Here is a 17,372-nt window from a genome sequence, read left to right on the forward strand (position 1 = left end):
CCCCGTCCCGGACGTCGGGGGACGCCCGACGTGGGGCGTGGGCGGTGGCGGGTCCGCTGGGCGGTGCGCTGGTGCTCGCCGTCCTCGTCTGGCTGCTCGGCACCGAGCCCTTCCGGGCCGGGGTCCGCGGGCTGAGCCCCGGCACGCTGCTGGTCGCCGTCGCCGTCGGCGCCGGCACGACGGTCTGCTCGGCCTGGCGGTGGCGGGTCGTGGTGCGGGCGCTCGGCAGCGACCTGCGGTTGCCCGCCGCCACCGCGGCGTACTACGGCTCCCAGTTCCTCAACTGCACGCTCCCCGGCGGGGTGCTCGGCGACGTGCACCGCGGGCTGCGCAACGGCGTGGACTGCGGGGACCCGGGCCGCGGGATCCGCGCCGTCGTCTGGGAGCGGACCGCGGGGCAGGTGGTCCTGGTCGTGCTGGCGCTCGGGGTGCTGCTGACCCTGCCCTCGCCGGCGGAGGACGTGGTCCCGGTGCTCGCGGCGGCCGCTGCCGGGACGGCGGCTCTCGTCGCCACCGCCGGCGGCGTCGCGGTCCGGTGGGTGCCGGCCGGCGTGGCGCGGGTGGTGCGCACGATGGCCGCCGAGGCGCGGGCCGGGATGCTCGCGCCGGCCGTGTTGCTCAGCTCCGCGGTGGTCTGTGTGGGCTACGTCGGCATGTTCCTGCTGGCTGCCGGGGCCGTCGGGGTGGAGGCCTCACCGGTGCAGCTGCTGCCGCTGGCCGTCATCGTGCTGATCGCCGCGGCGATCCCGCTCAACCTCGGCGGGTGGGGCCCGCGTGAGGGGGTTGCCGCCTGGTCGTTCGCGGCCGCCGGCTGGACGGCCGTGGAGGGGGTGGCGGTCGCGACGGCATTCGGCGTGCTCACGCTCGTGTCGGTGCTGCCCGGCGCCGTCGTGCTGCTCGTCGGCCGGCGGCTGCGTCCCACCGGGCGCGCGGAGCGGGCCACGCAGGAACACCATGTCGCGCACGGCGGACCACGAGAGGACGGTGCGGCACGTGGTTGACCGCCCCTACACCCTGCTCAGCTGCGGGATGTCGATCGACGGCTACCTGGACAGCCCGGGGATCCGACGGCTGCAGCTGTCGAACGCGGCGGACTTCGACCGGGTCGACGCCGTGCGCGCCGGGTGCGACGCGATCCTCGTGGGCGCGGCGACCGTCCGGAACGACGACCCGCGGCTGCTGGTCCGATCGCCCGACCGCCGCCGGGAACGGCTCCGGCACGGGCTGCCGCCGTCGCCGGCGAAGGTGACCCTGACGCGGTGCGGCGACCTGGCTCCCGAGGCGTCCTTCTTCACCTGCGGGGACGGAGAGAAGCTCGTCTACTGCCCGGACGCCGCAGCCGGGTCGACGCGGCGGCGACTCGGCCCGGCCGCGACCGTCGTCGACACCGGTCCGGGGGAGGACGTCGACGTGGGCAGGGTCGTCGAGGACCTGTCCGCGCGCGGGGTCGACCGGCTGATGGTCGAGGGTGGGGGTGTCGTGTTCACCCAGTTCCTCACCGCGGACCTGGCCGACGAGCTGCACCTGGTGGTGGCGCCGCTGTTCGTCGGCGACTCGCGGGCCGCGCGGGTGGTCGGCGACGGGCGCTTCCCCTGGAACCCCGACCGACGGGCCGAGCTGGTCGGGGTCCGGCAGATCGGGGACGTCGTGCTGCTGCGCTACGCGCTCTCGGCGCGGTTCGGCGCCGAGCCGTCGCCGGGGGAGGGCCAGTGAGCTCCCCGGCTCCCCAGGCCACCGTCCGCCGGCGGATCGTCGTCCCGCTGCGCTTCCCGGACGGCTACGAGACCGCTGCCGAGGTGGTCAGCTTCCACGGTCTCGTCGACGGTCGGGAGCACCTCGCCCTCGAGCTCGGCGATCCGGGCGCCGTGCCCCTGGTCCGGCCGCACAGCGAGTGCCTCACCGGCGACGTCCTCGGCAGCCGACGCTGCGACTGCGGCCCCCAGCTGCGGGAGGCGGTGGAGCGGATCAGCGCCGCCGGTGGCTACCTGCTCTACCTCCGGCAGGAGGGCCGGGGCATCGGGTTGTACGAGAAGCTCGACGCCTACGCCCTGCAGGACGCCGGGCTGAACACCTACGAGGCCAACGTCGCCCTCGGGCACGCGCCGGACGAGCGCGACTACACGGTCGCGGCGCAGATGCTGCTCGCCCTCGGCGTCTCGCGACTGGCGCTGCTGAGCAACAACCCGGACAAGGCCGACCAGCTCGGCCGGCTGGGCCTGTCCGTGGTCGAGCAGGTGCCCACGCACGTGCACCTGTCCCCGGCGAACGTCGCCTACCTCTCGGCCAAGTCCCGCAACGGCCACCACGTGCCGGACCCGCTGCGCACGACGGCGAGGCCGCCCGACCTCTCCGCAGCTCCCGACGACGACGATCCCGTGGCAGATCGGTCCGCGGGCGGGTGAGCGCGACCGCCTGGATGGTGCTCGGCCTGTCCAGGCCGTCGGCACCGCGTCCTCGGCGGTCCCCGCCACCGGCTCAGCGGTCCTGGTGTCCGGGGCGGACCAGCCCGTTCTCGTAGCCGTAGACCACAGCCTGCACACGGTCGCGCAGGTGCAGTTTCTGCAGCACCCGGCTCACGTGGCTCTTGGTGGTCTGCTCGGCGATGAACAGCTCCGCGGCGATCTCGGCGTTGGAGCGCCCGCCCGCCATCAGCGTCAGCACCTCCCGCTCCCGCTCGGTCAGCCCGTTCATCGCCGGGTCGGGCGGTCGGACGGTGGTGCGGGCGTCGACGAACTGCTCGATCAGCCGGCGGGTCACCCCCGGCGCCAGGAGGGCCTCACCGCCGGCGACCACGCGGATCGCCCGCAGCACCTCCTCGGGTTCGCTGTCCTTGAGCAGGAAGCCGCTGGCGCCGCCCTGCAGCGCGGCGTAGACGTAGTCGTCCAGGTCGAAGGTGGTCAGCACCACGACCCGCGGCCGGTGGCTGTTCGGCTGGTCTGCGGCGAGCATGCGCCGCGTCGCCTCGAGTCCGTCGAGGACGGGCATCCGCACGTCCATCAGCACGACGTCGGGGCGCAGGCTGCGGGCCGCCGCGAGCGCCCGTTCCCCGTTCTCCGCCTCGCCGACGACGGTCATGTCCTCCTGGGCGTCGACGACGGAGCGGATGCCCAGCCGGATCATCGACTGGTCGTCGACGACGAGCACGCGGATCACGGAGCAGCCCCTGGTCCGGCCGCCACGCCGTGGTCGGGCAGGTCGGTCGCGACGGGGACCTCCGCCGCCAGCGGCAGGTGGACGTCCACCCGCCATCCGCCACCGGGTACGGGGCCCGCGCTCGACCAGCCCCCCAGCAGCGCCGCGCGTTCCCGGATGCCGATCAGCCCGTGGCGAGCCCGGGTGGGGTCGCGGAGGTCCATGCCCGGACCGGGCGGAGCGACAGGGGAGGTGGTCGATGGGTTGGTGACCGTCAGTTCGATCGCGTGTTCCTCCGGTGCGAGCCGGACGTCGACCGTCGCCGACGCACCCGGGGCATGGCGGACGACGTTGCTCAGCGCCTCCTGGGCCACCCGGTACGCCGCCGCCTGCACGATCTCCGGGACCTCCCGGGTCACCAGTGCCGGGTCCACCGTCAGCCGGGCCGCCGTTCCGCCGCGCGCCGTCCCGGCGACCAGCTCGGGCAGGTCGGCCAGGGTCGGGGTCGGCGTGACCGGGGCGTTCGCCCCGTCGTCCCGCAGCACGCCGAGCAGCTGGCGCATCTCCGCCATGGCGGCCTTGGCCGAACCCGCGATCTGCTGCAGCTCGGCGGCCGCCTCCGGGCCCAGGTCGGGAAGCCGGAAGCGTGCGGTGCTGGCCTGCATGTGCACGACCGACATCGTGTGCGCCACCACGTCGTGCAGCTCCCGGGCGATCCGGGTGCGCTCCTCCACCAGTGCCCGCCGGGCCTGCTCGACCGCCACGTCGCGGTGGGCCGCCGAGAGCTCACCGGCCAGCCGGGACCGCTGCTGCCACACCGACCCGGCCACCAGCACGAGCAGGGCGCCGGCCGCGTAGACCGCGACGGTGATGTCGCCGGCGGTCTCGCTGCCCCACTCCACCACCTGGGCGGCCATCAGGAGGGCGAGGCCCAGGAGCGAGGCGCCCCAGGCCAGGGCAGCCGGCCGCCAGCCGCGGGAGACCGCCAGCAGCCCGACGTGCGCGACGAGGAGCAGGACACCGGGGACGGTGAGCGGCCAGGCCTGCCCGTCGACCGGGTCGACCGCCATGGCGGTGGCCGCCGCCGCCACGAACTGGACGGCGGTGGCGAGCAGTGGACGGCGCAACGCCAGCGGGAGCGCGAGGCCCTGCAGCAGGCCGAGCGGTGTCCCCGCGGCGAGCGACAGGCCGTAGGTGCCCGTCGTGGTCGGTACCTGCAGGAGGACCAGCAGGATCCCGGCGATCGCCGTGCCCGCCGTCCAGGACCTCGTCGGGGCGCGGCCGTCCGGCCGGGTCACCGCCATCCGTCCTCCACCTGCTGCTCCTCCGCCGTCCGGACGGGCACCGGCCCGCCGCCGATGCGCTCCCGCGGGCTCTCCTGCATGCACGCTAGAGCGTCGCGGAAGGACCGTCGTCCCTCTCCTGAGCGGGGGGACCCCCTACTCCGGTACTGGTCCGCGCCCCTGGTGCAGCCACCGCGGAGCCATGCCGAACAGCTCCGCAGGCCGACGACCACGGCGTCCTCGCCGTCCTAGCTTCTCCTCGCCGCCGGAGGGTCCGGCGGTTGATCCGCCTCGTCGCCCGGGGCCGGTCGGGAGGGAGCAGCGACCAGGTGCAGCCCCATCTCGTCCTGGCGGTGCTGATGCTGCTGGAGGGACCGGCCACCACGGTGGCGGCCGGTGCGATGGTCGGCGCCGGTGTGCTGTCGCTGCTGCCCGTGTGGCTGCTGGCCGTCTCCGCCGACGTCGTCAGCGACAGCCTGCTGTTCGCCCTCGGCCGGTGCGGGGGGCATCGGCGCGTGTCCCCGCTGCTCGCCCGGCTCGGTGTCCACGGAGCTCGCGCAGCGCGGCTCCGGAAGGACGTCGGGCGTCACCTCCCCCGGGTGGTCATCGGCGCCAAGCTCGTCGACATCGGCGCCGTCCCGGCGTTCCTGGCCGCCGGTCTGGCCGGCGTCCCCTACCGCCGCTTCGTCGGCTGGGTCGTGTTCACCAGCTCCGCGCGAGCGGCCGTGCTGGTCGCCCTCGGCCTGCTGGCGGGTCCGCACATCGCGGGGATCTCCAGCTCGCCCTGGGCCTTCGTCGCGCTCAGCGCGGCACTGGGCGGCTGCGTGCTCGCCGTCTCGCTCGTCGCCAAGAGGTTGTTCTCCCCACGGACCCGAGGAGCTCTCCCGTGAAGATCCTGATCGCCGCCGACACCTATGCGCCCGACGTCAACGGCGCGTCCTACTTCGCCCAACGGCTGGCCGCCGGCCTGGCCACCGAGCACGAGGTGCACGTGCTCGTCCCGTCCCGTAGCCACCACAGCACCTCCGCGCAGGCCACCGGAGGCGTCATCGAGCACCGGGTGCGTTCTGTGCCGGTGCTGCTCCGCCGCGGCTTCCGGATCTGCCCGCCCGCCGGGTTGCAACGCCGCGTCCGAGCAGTGCTCCGGACGGTGCGACCGGACGTGGTGCACATCCAGAGCCACTTCCTGGTGGGACGGGCGGTGCTCCGTGCGGCGCGCACGCTGGGCATCCCCGTGGTCGCCACCAACCACTTCATGCCGGAGAACCTGCTGCACCACGTGCCCGGTGGCGCCGCCGTCCGGCGCCGGGCGCACGCCTGGGCGTGGCGGGACGCCGCCCGGGTGCTCGCCCTCGCCGACGTGGTCACCAGCCCCACGCCGTTCGCCGCGGCCCTGGCGGAGTCGGCCGGGGTACCCGGGCCCGTGCTGCCCATCTCCTGCGGGCTGGACCTGGATCGGTTCTCCCCCGACCGGGACGGCGCCCGGTTCCGCCGGTCGCACGGCCTGCCGTCGGTTCCCGTCCTGGCCTACGTCGGCCGGCTGGACCCGGAGAAGAACGTGCACGAGCTCATCGAGGCGGTCGCCCTGGTCCGGGCGCGGTGGGACCTCCACCTGCTCGTCGTCGGGGACGGATCGGAGCGCACCAGGCTCGAGGCGCTCGCCGCCGAGCGCGGCGTGGCGGGGGCGGTGACCTTCACCGGCGTGCTGAGCGACGCCGAGCTGCCCGAGGCCTACGCGGCCGCGGACTTCTTCGGCATGGCCGGCACCGCTGAGCTGCAGAGCCTGGTGACCCTGGAGGCGATGGCCACCGGGCTGCCGGTGCTGGGCGTCGACGCCGGCGCGCTGCCGCACCTGGTGCGTCACGGGCGGACCGGCTGGCTCTACGGGCACGGCGACGTCGAGGAGCTCGCCGGGCGGCTGACCACCCTGCTGGACGACCCCGCGTCCGCCCGGCGGATGGGCCGGCGCGCCCGGGCCGTCGCCGCAGAGCACGACCTGGGCGCCACGCTCAGCGCGTTCGTCGGCCTCTACGACGCCTGCCTCCGCTCCCGCACGCCGGACCAGCCCCGCCGCCACGTCCTGGCGCCGACATGACCGCGCTGTCGGCGCCGCCGCGCCCCGGACCGGCGACGGCCGTTGCGGCGGACGTCCACCCGGTCCCGGTGACCAGCAGCCGGTCCGCGCCGTGGTTGCCGGTCGTCCTGCTCGGGGTGGCCGTCGCCGTCCTGGCCGGGATCGGCACCGACGTCGTCGGCGGGAACGCCCTCGACGGGATGCTCAGCGACGCCGTGCACCGGCCCGCCGGCGGCTGGTGGCTCGCGGGGTGCATCGTGGGGCTGGAGATCGCGGCGGCCGGTACGGCCCTCGGGGTGCACCGCCGCCTCGGGGCCGGTGCCCGACGGACCGCGGTGCTCGCACTGCTGGCGCTGTGGTCGGTCGGCCTCGTCGCGGTGGCCGCGTTCCCCACCGACCTGCCCGGGCTCGACACGACGGCGTGGGGACGGGTGCACCAGGTGGCGGCCGCCGTGGCGATGGTGGTGCCGCCGCTCGTCGGGCTCCTGATCGCGGCGACCTGCTCGCCCCCGGCTCGCCGCGCCCTGCGCGGTGCGGCGGTCGGCCTCGGCGGGCTGGGCGCGTCCTTCCTGGCCCTGCACGTCCCCGTCGTGTTCGGCGACACCGATCCGGTGCCGGGCATCGGCCTGGTCGAGCGGCTGCTGCTGGCCGGCACGGCGACGACCGCGGTGCTCGTCGCCACCGGCCTGGCCGGCGCCGAGGCTCCGCCGTGCTGTGGACCTCGATGTGCGTGCTGCTCGGCTTCCTCGGCTCGGCGGCGTTCGCGCACGACCCGTTGCTCGGCGTGCTCGTCGGCGTGGGGCCGGCCGCACTCATCCCCGTCGTCATCGAGGTGGCGCGCTGGGTGCGCCGACCTCACGTACTCCCGTGCGAGTACGCGTCACCTCCTGCAGGTGGACGCGGCCGCCGGTGGCCCACCTCCTCCGTGGTGGGCACAACCACTCCTAGGAGGTCTCGTGTCCCCACATCCAGATCCCACGGTCGGCGATCGGCAGTCCGGGAGCGCGCTGTCAGCCAACACTGACGACGCTGCGGCCATGCTCGTCGGCGCCGTCAAACGGTATGGCTCCGGCGAGTCGGCCGTCGTCGCGCTCGACGACGTCACCATTGCGTTCCCGGCGGGGAGGTTCACGGCTGTGATGGGCCCGTCGGGTTCGGGGAAGTCGACGTTGATGCACTGCGCCGCCGGGTTGGATCGACTGACGTCGGGCCGCGCATTCGTGGGCAACACGGATCTGTCGACCCTCGACGACCGCGAGCTGACCCGGATGCGTCGTGAACGGATCGGGTTCGTGTTCCAGGAGTTCAACCTCGTGGCGACGCTCACGGCCGAGGAGAACATCGTCCTGCCGCTGACCTTGTCGGGCCGCCAGCCGAGCGATGGAGTGCTCGATCAGGTCGTGTCGATGCTGGGCCTCGGTGATCGCATGCACCATCGGCCGGCGGAGCTCTCGGGCGGCCAGCAACAGCGCGTCGCCGTCGCCCGGGCGCTGGTCGCCCGGCCACAGGTGGTGTTCGCCGACGAGCCCACCGGCAACCTCGACACCCGGTCCGGACAGCAGATCCTCGGACACCTGCGATCAGCGGTCGACGAGCACCGTCAGTCGATCGTGATGGTCACGCACGACCCCAACGCCGCTGCCTGGGCCGACCACGTCGTGTTCGTCGTCGACGGCGGGGTGCACGACGTGATGGACCGCCCGTCGGCCGATTCGGTGCTCGACGTGATCAAGGGCCTCGGGCGATGAGCCAGATGATCCGGAGCGCGGCCCGGAGCGTCTTCGCGGGTCGGAACCGGTTCGTGCTCACGGGCACGGCGATCACACTGTCGGTGGCGTTCCTCCTCGCGACGCTGGTGCTGTCCGACTCGCTGCGCGGCCGAGCGGCCAGTGACATCGCCGAAGCGATGGCCGGGACGGACGCCGTGGTGCAGGGCGTCTCCCTCGGCGAGCCCGGCGGAGGACCGGGAGATCCTGCCAGGTCGGTTCAGCGATCACTGGACCCCGACATCACCGAGCGCGTGGAAGCGGTCGACGGCGTCGACGAGGCCGCCTCGCAATGGGTCGGCTTCGCGAAGCTGGTCGTCGACGGATCGTCGGTCGGGACCGGCACGGCGAGCGACCTCGGCCGCAACTGGATCGCCGACCCGACGCTCAACCCGTTCCAGCTCGTGAGCGGGCGGGAACCGATCGAGGTCGGCGAGATCGTGATCGATCGATCGCTCGCCGATGACGCAGGCGTGGCTCCGGGTGACGCCGTGCAGGTGCTGACCGCAACGGGGATGCACGACGCGACCGTCACCGGTGTCGCGACGTTCGGTTCGGCGGACACGGCACCACTGCAGCGAACGGTGCTGTTCCCCGACGCAGCGGTGCCCGCCTGGCTCGACCTCGCGGCGCCGACCGAGGTGCTCGTCGACATCGCGGAGGGTGCCGACCGCGCCGAGGTGCTCGGCCGACTGTCGGCGCTGTCCGACGCCGAGGTCGTCGACGGACCGGACTACATCGCGACGATGCAGGACGACGCGACGTCACCGTTGCAGTTCCTGACCGTGTTCCTCCTGGCCTTCGCCGTGGTCGCGGTGTTGATCGGCGTGACGATCATCTTCAACACGTTCGCGCTCACCGTCGCCCGCCGCCGGCGGGAGTCGGGACTGCTGCGTGCGATCGGTGCGGAAAGGCGCCAGGTCCTCGGTGGAGTGGTGATCGAGGCGGTGTTCGTCGGGACGATCGCCACGCTCGCCGGACTCGTGTGCGGGATCGCGGGAGTGGGCGTGCTGCGCTGGGTCGTCGGACTCACCGGGGTCAGCCTGCTCACCGGGCCGTCGATCGTGAGCCCGATCTCGATCGCGATCGCCGCGACCGTCGGTGTCGGCGCGACGATCCTCTCGGCATGGATCCCGGCTCGCCGCGCGGCGGCGACACCCCCGATCGAGGCGCTGCGCGAGAGCGCGGCGGAACCCCGGCTCGTGAGCCCGGTGCGGACGGCGAGCGGACTCGTGCTCGCCGCGGCGGCGATCGCCGGAGGAGCTCTGGCCGTGGTGCGCTCGAGCCCGGTGTGGCTCGCGCTCGCTGCGGCCATCGTCCCGGCGCTCGTGCTGTGCGGCCCGGCGATCGTGACCGCCACGGCGCGTTGGAGCTCTCCGGTCGCCCGCCGCGCCGCCGGGGTGTCTGGCCGGATCGCAGCGGGCAACCTGGCTGGGAGTCCCCGCCGATCGGCATCGACGGCGCTCGCGCTCATGCTCGGCACCGCGATGGTGACGATCTTCGCGATCTTCGCGAGCTCTCTGACGAGCGGGGTCGGGACCGACGTCCGTGAGGGACTGCGAGCGGACCTGGTGGTCACGTCGGCGACCCCCGACTTCGCGACGATCGACCCCACCCTGGCCGGCCGGATCGCAGCGCTGCCCGACGTCGACGCGGTCACTGCGCTGTCCTTCGCCGAAGGGATCGTGGCAGGAACAGCCGAGGCGATCGGCGGCATCGACCCGACCGCCCTGCCCGCCCTGGTCGACCTCGACCCGATCGCCGGTGACCTCGCCGACCTGAGCTCGGGAGGCGTGGCCGTGGTCGGTGACGACCCGGCGCGGCTCGGCGAGACCCTGGAGATCGAGTTCGGACGATCGACCATCGAAGCGCCGATCGTCGCCGTGGTGTCGAGGAGCACCGGCGGTTTCGAAGCGCCGGCGTACTTCGTCGACGCCGCGACACTCGACGCCGCGGTCGGTCGCCTGCTCGACGCACTCGTGTTCGTCGACCTCGCCGACGGAGCGGCCGCGGACGCCGAGGACGACGTGCGTGCCCTGGTCCGAGATGCGCCCGGGTCGTTCCTCGAGACCCGAGAGGAACACATCGCCAACAGCGGGAGCGAGATCGCGGCGTTCGGGAACTTCATCGACGGGATGCTCATCCTGGCGAGCTTCATCGCGCTCCTCGGAGTCGCCAACACCACGGCGCTCGCGATCAACGAACGCTCCGGGGAGATCGGGCTGCTGCGAGCGGTCGGCGCGTCTCGCCGGGAGGTGCGTCGCATCGTGCGGCTCGAGGTGGCACTCCTGTCGTTCGTTGCGGCATCGATCGGCATCGCCGTCGCAGCCGGCCTCGGCTGGGCGCTGATCGACGTCACCGGTGGCGCGGAGATCCCATCCGTCGTCATGCCCTGGACCCGTCTGGCAGTGACGCTCGTCATCGCGGTCGCAGCCGGCGTGGTCGCTGCAGCGTGGCCCGCGTTCCGGGTCTCCCGGACGCCCGTGCTCGAGCTGGTGCGCGGCGACCGCTGATGCGAGAGTCACTGCACAGTCCCGGCGGTGGTGATGCAGGCCAGCTCCTCGCGGATGCGGGTCAGCGCGGCCTCGCGCCGGGCGGCGGCGCCGGTTGCCTCGTTGTCTCGTTGTCTCCGAGCAGAGCACCCAGGGCGGCGTCCGGGCGGGCCTGCAGATCGTCCCGGACCTGGCGGTGGCGGCCCGGGCGGGCCAGCACGTCCTCGACGTGGGCGGTGCCGGCGCGCATCCGCTCGCGGCGATGACGTGCCCGCCGGCCCCGGCGCAGGTCGTCGAGGTCCGCCGCGGAGGAGGGGTCGCGGTCGACCACGGTGACCACCCGGCCCAGCCGCCAGGCCCGCTGGTCGTCGGTGACCTGCTGCAGCACCGCGGAGTCGCTGGTGTTGCCCGGTCAGCACCGTCCGTGCCTCGAGCACCGGCCAGAGCCGGTGGTCAGGGATCGGCAGGGGCCATCGCCGTTGAGGCAGGGGAGCAGAGCCGGAGCCGCGCTGAGCTGCGCAGACGGACATCTGAGCTGGTCAGGACGTGGAGCGGGTGACCGGGATCGAACCGGCATGGCCAGCTTGGAAGGCTGGGGCTCTACCATTGAGCTACACCCGCATGCTTACCGCGCCAGCCTATCCCGTGCCCGCGCGGCGCTGTCCGCAGGCCGTCGGCCTAGACTCGCCGTTGGCCACGGGGTGTAGCGCAGCTTGGTAGCGCACCTGCTTTGGGAGCAGGGGGCCGCAGGTTCAAATCCTGTCACCCCGACACTGCCGCGAGGTCTGGAAGACTCGCGGGCACGATCGGCCGCCGTCCCCGCGGAGGCCACGCCCATCCCCGTCGTACCTGAGGAGCACGCCGCTGTGAAGAGCACCATCGAGAACCTGGGCCCGACCCGGGTCCGGCTCGCGATCGAGGTGCCGTGGAGCGACCTGGACCACGCCTTCGGTGAGGTCTACAAGGAGCTGGGCAAGCAGGTGCGCGTTCCCGGCTTCCGCCCCGGCAAGGTCCCCAACCGGGTCCTCGACCAGCGGATCGGCCGCCCGGTCGTGCTCGAGCAGGTCGTCCAGCACGCCGTGCCGGAGGTCTACTCCGAGGCGATCCGGGAGAACCAGGTCCGCGTCATCAGCCAGCCGGACGTGGAGGTCACCCGCATCGACGACGGCGAGGCCCTCGCCTTCACCGCCGAGGTCGACGTCGCCCCCACGCTCGAGCTGCCCCCGCTGGACTCCCTGGCGGTGACCGTCGACGACGTCGAGGTCACCGACGAGGAGATCGACCAGCAGATCACCGTCATGCGCGAGCGCTTCTCCACCCTCTCCGGTGTCGAGCGCGCGGCCGAGGACGGCGACTTCGTCTCCATCGACCTGGAGGCCACGCTCAACGGCGAGGTGCTCGAGGACGGCAGCACCACCGGGATGTCCTACGAGGTCGGCTCCGGCAACCTGATGAACGGCCTCGACGAGGCCGTGCGCGGGCTCTCCGCCGACGAGAGCGCCACCTTCTCCACGGAGCTGCTCGCCGGTGACCAGGCCGGTGAGATGGCCGACGTGACCGTCACCGTCCGGTCGGTCAAGGCCAAGGAGCTGCCGGAGCTGGACGACGAGTTCGCCTCGATCGCCAGCGAGTTCGACACCCTGGCCGAGCTGCGTGAGGACGTCCGCACCCGGCTGGCCCGCACCAAGGTGCTGCAGCAGGGCGCGCAGGCCCGCGACAAGCTGGTCGAGCACCTGCTGGAGACCATCGAGGTCCCGGTGCCGGAGAAGCTGGTCGAGCAGGAGCTCAGCTGGCGCAGCCAGGCCATGGAGCGCGAGCTGCAGCAGGCCGGCATGGACTGGGACGCCTACTTCTCGATGACCGAGGTCGAGAACCGCGAGGCCTACGACGCCGAGATGCGCACGAACGTCGAGAAGGCCGTGAAGACGCAGTTCGTGCTCGACTCGATCGCCGACGCCCGCGAGGTCACCGTCGACAACGAGGACCTCTCCGCGCAGATCATGGCCCAGGCCCAGCGGAACCGGGTCAGCCCCGAGCAGTACGCCCAGCAGCTCCAGCAGGGCAACAACATCTCCGAGTTCGTCGCCGACGTGCGGCGCACCAAGGCGCTGGCCCAGCTGCTCGAGGAGACGACGATCACCGACGAGTCGGGCAACGTCGTCGACCTGGAGGCGCTGCGTCCGCGCACCGTCGCCGCCGACTCGGCCGACGCCGAGGACGCCGACGCGGCCGACGCCGAGGACGCCGACGCGGCCGAGGTCGTCGAGGCCGACGTCGAGGAGACGGACACCGAGACGACGGCCGACAAGGCCTGATCCACCCCGGCACACCGCGCCGCCCGTACCCAGCTGGGTACGGGCGGCGCTGCCGTTCCGGGGGCACCGGCACGGCGTCGCTGCGCCCACGGCGAACACCGGCCCGCGCCGGGAGGAACCGGTCGGGGGTGCGCGTTAGGGTCGACGTGACACTCAGGCACCCCTGAAGGACGACCACACGAGGCCGCACTGACGACCGGCACCGAGGGTCGTCCGCAGCGTCGTCGGTCGCCCCCGACCACCGGCCAACCCGTTCCACGAGACCGACTGCACCGCAGTCCTACGGAGGTCACCGCACCCGTGAGCAACTCAGACCTGATCACCGCCAGCGCGCCGCTGATGCGCGCCGGCGGCTCGATGATGAACCTCAACGACTCGGTCTACGAGCGCCTGCTGCGTGAGCGGATCATCTTCCTCGGCAGCCAGGTCGACGACGTCATCGCCAACCAGCTGGCCGCGCAGATGCTGCTGCTGTCCGCAGAGGACCCCAAGCGCGACATCCACCTCTACATCAACTCGCCCGGCGGCTCCGTCACCGCAGGCATGGCGATCTTCGACACGATGCAGTTCATCGACTGCGACGTCGCCACCTACGCGATGGGCCTGGCCGCCTCGATGGGCCAGTTCCTGCTCACCGCCGGGACGAAGGGCAAGCGCTACTCGCTGCCCCACACGCGGATCCTGATGCACCAGCCCTCGGCCGGCGTCGGCGGCACCGCCTCCGACATCGCCATCCAGGCTGAGCTCTTCCGGAGCACCAAGGTCCAGCTCAACGAGCTGCAGGCGCAGTTCACCGGGCAGACGGTCGAGCAGATCGAGAAGGACTCCGACCGCGACCGGTGGTTCACCGCGCAGGAGGCCCTCGAGTACGGCTTCGTCGACCACGTGGTGACCCGCGCAGAGTCCATGACCTCGACCGACAACCCGGTCACCGACGGACCGGAGAAGTGACCATGAGCAGCAGCTTCGAGATGCCCTCCAGCCGGTACATCCTGCCCTCCTTCGTGGAGCGCACGAGCTACGGCATGAAGGAGTCGAACCCGTACAACAAGCTCTTCGAGGAGCGCATCATCTTCCTCGGGGTGCAGGTCGACGACGCCTCGGCGAACGACGTCATGGCGCAGCTGATCACGCTGGAGTCCAACGACCCCGACCGTGACATCACGATGTACATCAACAGCCCCGGTGGCTCGTTCACCGCGCTGACGGCCATCTACGACACGATGATGTTCGTCCGCCCCGACATCCAGACCGTCTGCATGGGCCAGGCCGCCTCCGCGGCCGCCGTCCTGCTGGCGGCCGGGACGAAGGGCAAGCGCCTGGCGTTGCCGTACTCCCGGGTGCTCATCCACCAGCCCTCCGGCGAGGCGGGCGGCCAGGTCACCGACCTGGAGATCCACGCCCGCGAGATCGAGCGGGTGCGGGTGCAGATGGAGAGCATCCTGGCCCGGCACACGGGGCAGACCCAGGAGCAGGTCCGCAAGGACATCGACCGCGACAAGATCCTCACGGCCCAGGAGGCCATGGAGTACGGGATCGTCGACCAGGTCATCCAGAGCCGCAAGCTCAACGCGCTGCCGCCGATCTGATCCGGTGACGGTGCGGGCCGAGAGTGCGCGTGTCGCGCTCTCGGCCCGTACCGTTCTCCCATCTGTCGTTCCGGCGGTCTCGGCGAGGACTCCGCCGGGTCACGGGGGAGGGTCGGGGCGGGTGGTGCGGGCCGGGCGACCCGGGTGAGTTCCTGCCCGGGAACGTCGGATCAGCCGGGTAGGTTCGGTGAACGCCCGACTCCCCGGTCACGACCGCAGGGACACCGAACGCCAGCTGGATGGGCGTCGACGAGGGCATGACACAGCACGAACCAACGGGACCGCGGCAGCGCTGTCCCATTCGAGGTGGAGGTCAGCCAGGTGGCACGTATCGGTGAGAGCGGCGACCTGCTCAAGTGCTCGTTCTGCGGGAAGAGCCAGAAGCAGGTCAAGAAGCTCATCGCTGGCCCTGGGGTGTACATCTGCGACGAGTGCATCGACCTCTGCAACGAGATCATCGAGGAGGAGCTCTCGGAGTCGTCGGACCTCAAGTTCGACGAGCTGCCCAAGCCCAAGGAGATCCACGACTTCCTCGAGCAGTACGTCATCGGCCAGGACCAGGCCAAGCGCACGCTCGCCGTCGCCGTCTACAACCACTACAAGCGGGTGCAGGCCGGCGGCACCGACCGGGGCCGGGACGAGGGCGTCGAGCTCGCCAAGTCCAACATCCTGCTGATGGGCCCGACCGGCTGCGGCAAGACGCACCTGGCGCAGACGCTGGCCCGGATGCTCAACGTGCCCTTCGCGATCGCCGACGCCACGGCGCTCACCGAGGCCGGCTACGTGGGCGAGGACGTCGAGAACATCCTGCTCAAGCTCATCCAGGCGGCCGACTACGACGTCAAGCGCGCCGAGACCGGGATCATCTACATCGACGAGGTCGACAAGATCGCCCGCAAGAGCGAGAACCCGTCGATCACCCGGGACGTCTCCGGTGAGGGCGTGCAGCAGGCGCTGCTGAAGATCCTCGAGGGCACGACCGCGTCGGTCCCCCCGCAGGGCGGGCGCAAGCACCCGCACCAGGAGTTCATCCAGATCGACACCACCAACGTGCTGTTCATCGTCGGTGGTGCGTTCGCCGGGCTGGACCAGGTGATCGAGGCGCGCACCGGCAAGCAGGGCATCGGCTTCGGCGCCGAGGTCCGCGGCAAGGCCGAGATCGAGGAGGCCAACGCCTTCGCGCAGGTCATGCCCGAGGACCTGCTGAAGTTCGGCATGATCCCCGAGTTCATCGGCCGACTCCCGGTGATCACCAGCGTGCAGAAGCTCGACCGCACGGCGCTGATGAACATCCTCACCGAGCCGAAGAACGCCCTGGTGCGCCAGTACCGGCGGCTGTTCGAGCTCGACGGGGTGGAGCTGGAGTTCACCGACGACGCACTCGAGTCGATCGCCGACCAGGCCATCCTGCGGGGCACCGGTGCCCGTGGTCTGCGGGCGATCATGGAGGAGGTGCTCCAGTCGGTGATGTACGACATCCCCAGCCGCGAGGACGTCGCCACGGTCGTCATCACCCGCGAGGTCGTCCTGGAGCACGTGAACCCGACCATCGTGCCCCGCAAGCCCGCCCGCGCCCCCCGCGAGAAGTCCGCGTAACCCAGCCCCAACCCGACGGCCCGTTCCCCTCCGGGGAGCGGGCCGTCGCTTTCTTCCGGGTTCGGTGTGCGCAGACTGTCAGCTGGCAGCTGCCCGACTGACAGTCCGCGCCCGCCGTCCACAGATGTTCGGCGCGGCTGCGGCGCCCGGGCTGCGCGCGCCAGGCTGTCAGGGTGCGGCACGACGTCGAAGGCCTGATCGGACCGCGAGGATGGACCACGTGGGCGCAGTTGACGGCGCAGGTGAGCCCGACGACCGTCCGCTCCTGGGTCGCGAGTGGCCGGCTGCTGCGTCTCGGTGGTGGCTGCTACGCGGTGCCGGGGTCGACGACCGACTGGCGGGTCCGGGTGGCTGCCGCCGTCCGGTCGCGGGAGGCCGTGGTCAGCCACGCCACCGCCCTGGCGCTCTGGGGCCTCGTCGCGCCGCCCGCCGGTCCCGTCCACGTCACCGTGGCGCCGGGCCGCAGCGGTCGGGGTGTCCCGGGAGTCGTGCTGCACCGGGTGGCCGACGTCGACTGGCACGTGCGGCCGGTCGGCGGGTTGCCGGTGACGTCGGTCGAACGTTCGGTCGTCGACGCGTGGGCTGATCCCTCCGGTGCCGGGCGCCCCGCTGTCCGCGCAGCAGCGATCACCGCGGTCCGCCGGCGGCTGTGCACGGCGCGACAGCTGGCCGATGAGCTGGCTCGGCGTCCCCGGTTGCCCGGGCGGGCTGCCTTGACCGAACTCGTCCGGTTGCTCGCGGACGGGTGTCAGAGCGAGCTCGAGATCTGGGGTTGCCTGCAGGTCCTGCGGGCTCCGGGCATGCCGGCGTTCGTCCAGCAGCGTCCGCTCACCGTGGCGGGGGAGCGGTTCCTCCTCGACGCCGCCTGCGAGGACGTGCTGCTCGCCGTCGAGATGGACGGTGCCGCCTGGCACGGCTCCCGCGAACAGCGGGAGCGGGACATCCGCCGGGACGCCGTGGTGGCCACGGTCGGGTGGCAGACGCTCCGGTTCGGCTACCGGAGGCTCACGGCCGAAGCCGCCGCCTGCCGAAGAGAGATCCTGACCGTCCACGCGGCCCGCCGCCGCCTCTTCGGGCTCGACGTCGTGCGCTGAGTGCCAGATCCAGAGTCGGCACCTGGCACTC

At 72.5% G+C, this 17,372-nt stretch carries 15 protein-coding genes and 2 tRNA genes; 13 read left to right on the forward strand and 4 right to left on the reverse strand.

From position 1 onward, the window contains the following. The first annotated feature begins 44 nt into the window (after positions 1 to 44). The 3 genes from O2V61_RS06070 to O2V61_RS06080 are packed head-to-tail and all read left to right on the forward strand — an operon-like array spanning position 45 to position 2,402. On the forward strand, positions 45 to 1,001 hold the full coding sequence (locus O2V61_RS06070) for a lysylphosphatidylglycerol synthase transmembrane domain-containing protein (protein WP_269182416.1): 957 nt from the start codon (positions 45 to 47) through the stop codon (positions 999 to 1,001). Continuing rightward, positions 994 to 1,713 (forward strand): RibD family protein, encoded by a 720-nt coding sequence (locus tag O2V61_RS06075; protein ID WP_269182417.1) that lies wholly within the window; start codon positions 994 to 996, stop codon positions 1,711 to 1,713. The genes O2V61_RS06070 and O2V61_RS06075 overlap by 8 nt, the downstream gene beginning before the upstream one ends. Then, positions 1,710 to 2,402 carry a GTP cyclohydrolase II gene (locus O2V61_RS06080; protein WP_269182418.1) on the forward strand — a complete coding sequence of 231 codons (693 nt, stop codon included), beginning with the start codon at positions 1,710 to 1,712 and terminating at the stop codon, positions 2,400 to 2,402. Before O2V61_RS06075 ends, O2V61_RS06080 begins: the two co-directional genes overlap by 4 nt. A 73-nt stretch (positions 2,403 to 2,475) precedes the next feature. Here the strand turns inward: O2V61_RS06080 and O2V61_RS06085 are convergent, their stop codons facing one another. Beyond that, the gene (locus tag O2V61_RS06085; protein ID WP_269182419.1) at positions 2,476 to 3,153 is read right to left on the reverse strand and encodes a response regulator; all 678 of its coding nucleotides are present in this window, start codon (positions 3,151 to 3,153) and stop codon (positions 2,476 to 2,478) included. Further along, positions 3,150 to 4,436: a sensor histidine kinase gene (locus O2V61_RS06090; RefSeq protein WP_269182420.1), complete on the reverse strand. Its 1,287-nt coding sequence runs from the start codon at positions 4,434 to 4,436 to the stop codon at positions 3,150 to 3,152. The genes O2V61_RS06085 and O2V61_RS06090 overlap by 4 nt, the downstream gene beginning before the upstream one ends. A 308-nt stretch (positions 4,437 to 4,744) precedes the next feature. On the opposite strand from O2V61_RS06090, the gene O2V61_RS06095 reads away from it, so the two are divergent. The 4 genes from O2V61_RS06095 (at position 4,745) to O2V61_RS06110 (ending at position 10,768) form a co-directional block, all read left to right on the forward strand. Next, positions 4,745 to 5,305 carry a DedA family protein gene (locus O2V61_RS06095; protein ID WP_269182421.1) on the forward strand — a complete coding sequence of 187 codons (561 nt, stop codon included), beginning with the start codon at positions 4,745 to 4,747 and terminating at the stop codon, positions 5,303 to 5,305. Beyond that, complete coding sequence (locus O2V61_RS06100; protein WP_269182422.1) at positions 5,302 to 6,510, forward strand: glycosyltransferase; 1,209 nt, start codon at positions 5,302 to 5,304, stop codon at positions 6,508 to 6,510. The genes O2V61_RS06095 and O2V61_RS06100 overlap by 4 nt, the downstream gene beginning before the upstream one ends. 179 nt (positions 6,511 to 6,689) lie before the next feature. Beyond that, on the forward strand, positions 6,690 to 8,237 hold the full coding sequence (locus O2V61_RS06105; protein ID WP_269182995.1) for an ATP-binding cassette domain-containing protein: 1,548 nt from the start codon (positions 6,690 to 6,692) through the stop codon (positions 8,235 to 8,237). Next, positions 8,234 to 10,768, forward strand: coding sequence for an ABC transporter permease (locus tag O2V61_RS06110; RefSeq protein ID WP_269182423.1), 2,535 nt, complete (start codon positions 8,234 to 8,236; stop codon positions 10,766 to 10,768). Before O2V61_RS06105 ends, O2V61_RS06110 begins: the two co-directional genes overlap by 4 nt. 61 nt (positions 10,769 to 10,829) lie before the next feature. On the opposite strand, the gene O2V61_RS06115 is transcribed toward O2V61_RS06110, so the two are convergent. Beyond that, a complete protein-coding gene (locus O2V61_RS06115; protein ID WP_269182424.1) occupies positions 10,830 to 11,135 on the reverse strand; it encodes a hypothetical protein in 306 nt (101 codons plus the stop codon). Positions 11,136 to 11,294: 159 nt separating this feature from the next. Beyond that, positions 11,295 to 11,368 (reverse strand) — tRNA-Gly (locus tag O2V61_RS06120). Between the two features lie 76 nt (positions 11,369 to 11,444). Here O2V61_RS06120 and O2V61_RS06125 point away from each other — a divergent pair. From O2V61_RS06125 to O2V61_RS06150, 6 genes are all read left to right on the forward strand, one after another. Continuing rightward, a tRNA-Pro gene (locus O2V61_RS06125) sits at positions 11,445 to 11,518 on the forward strand. Positions 11,519 to 11,613: 95 nt separating this feature from the next. Further along, positions 11,614 to 13,062, forward strand: coding sequence for a trigger factor (gene tig / locus O2V61_RS06130; protein ID WP_269182425.1), 1,449 nt, complete (start codon positions 11,614 to 11,616; stop codon positions 13,060 to 13,062). 300 nt (positions 13,063 to 13,362) lie between these two features. Next, on the forward strand, positions 13,363 to 14,013 hold the full coding sequence (locus O2V61_RS06135) for an ATP-dependent Clp protease proteolytic subunit (RefSeq protein ID WP_442928895.1): 651 nt from the start codon (positions 13,363 to 13,365) through the stop codon (positions 14,011 to 14,013). A 2-nt stretch (positions 14,014 to 14,015) separates the two neighbouring features. After that, on the forward strand, positions 14,016 to 14,651 hold the full coding sequence (locus tag O2V61_RS06140; protein ID WP_269182426.1) for an ATP-dependent Clp protease proteolytic subunit: 636 nt from the start codon (positions 14,016 to 14,018) through the stop codon (positions 14,649 to 14,651). 321 nt (positions 14,652 to 14,972) lie between these two features. Continuing rightward, positions 14,973 to 16,247, forward strand: a complete 1,275-nt coding sequence (gene clpX, locus O2V61_RS06145; protein ID WP_269157253.1) for an ATP-dependent Clp protease ATP-binding subunit ClpX — start codon at positions 14,973 to 14,975, stop codon at positions 16,245 to 16,247. 242 nt (positions 16,248 to 16,489) lie between these two features. Next, positions 16,490 to 17,341 (forward strand): DUF559 domain-containing protein, encoded by an 852-nt coding sequence (locus O2V61_RS06150; protein WP_269182427.1) that lies wholly within the window; start codon positions 16,490 to 16,492, stop codon positions 17,339 to 17,341. Positions 17,342 to 17,372: the final 31 nt, after the last annotated feature.

Origin of the sequence: Modestobacter sp. VKM Ac-2985, assembly GCF_026967925.1 — a bacterium.
Taxonomy (GTDB): domain Bacteria; phylum Actinomycetota; class Actinomycetes; order Mycobacteriales; family Geodermatophilaceae; genus Modestobacter.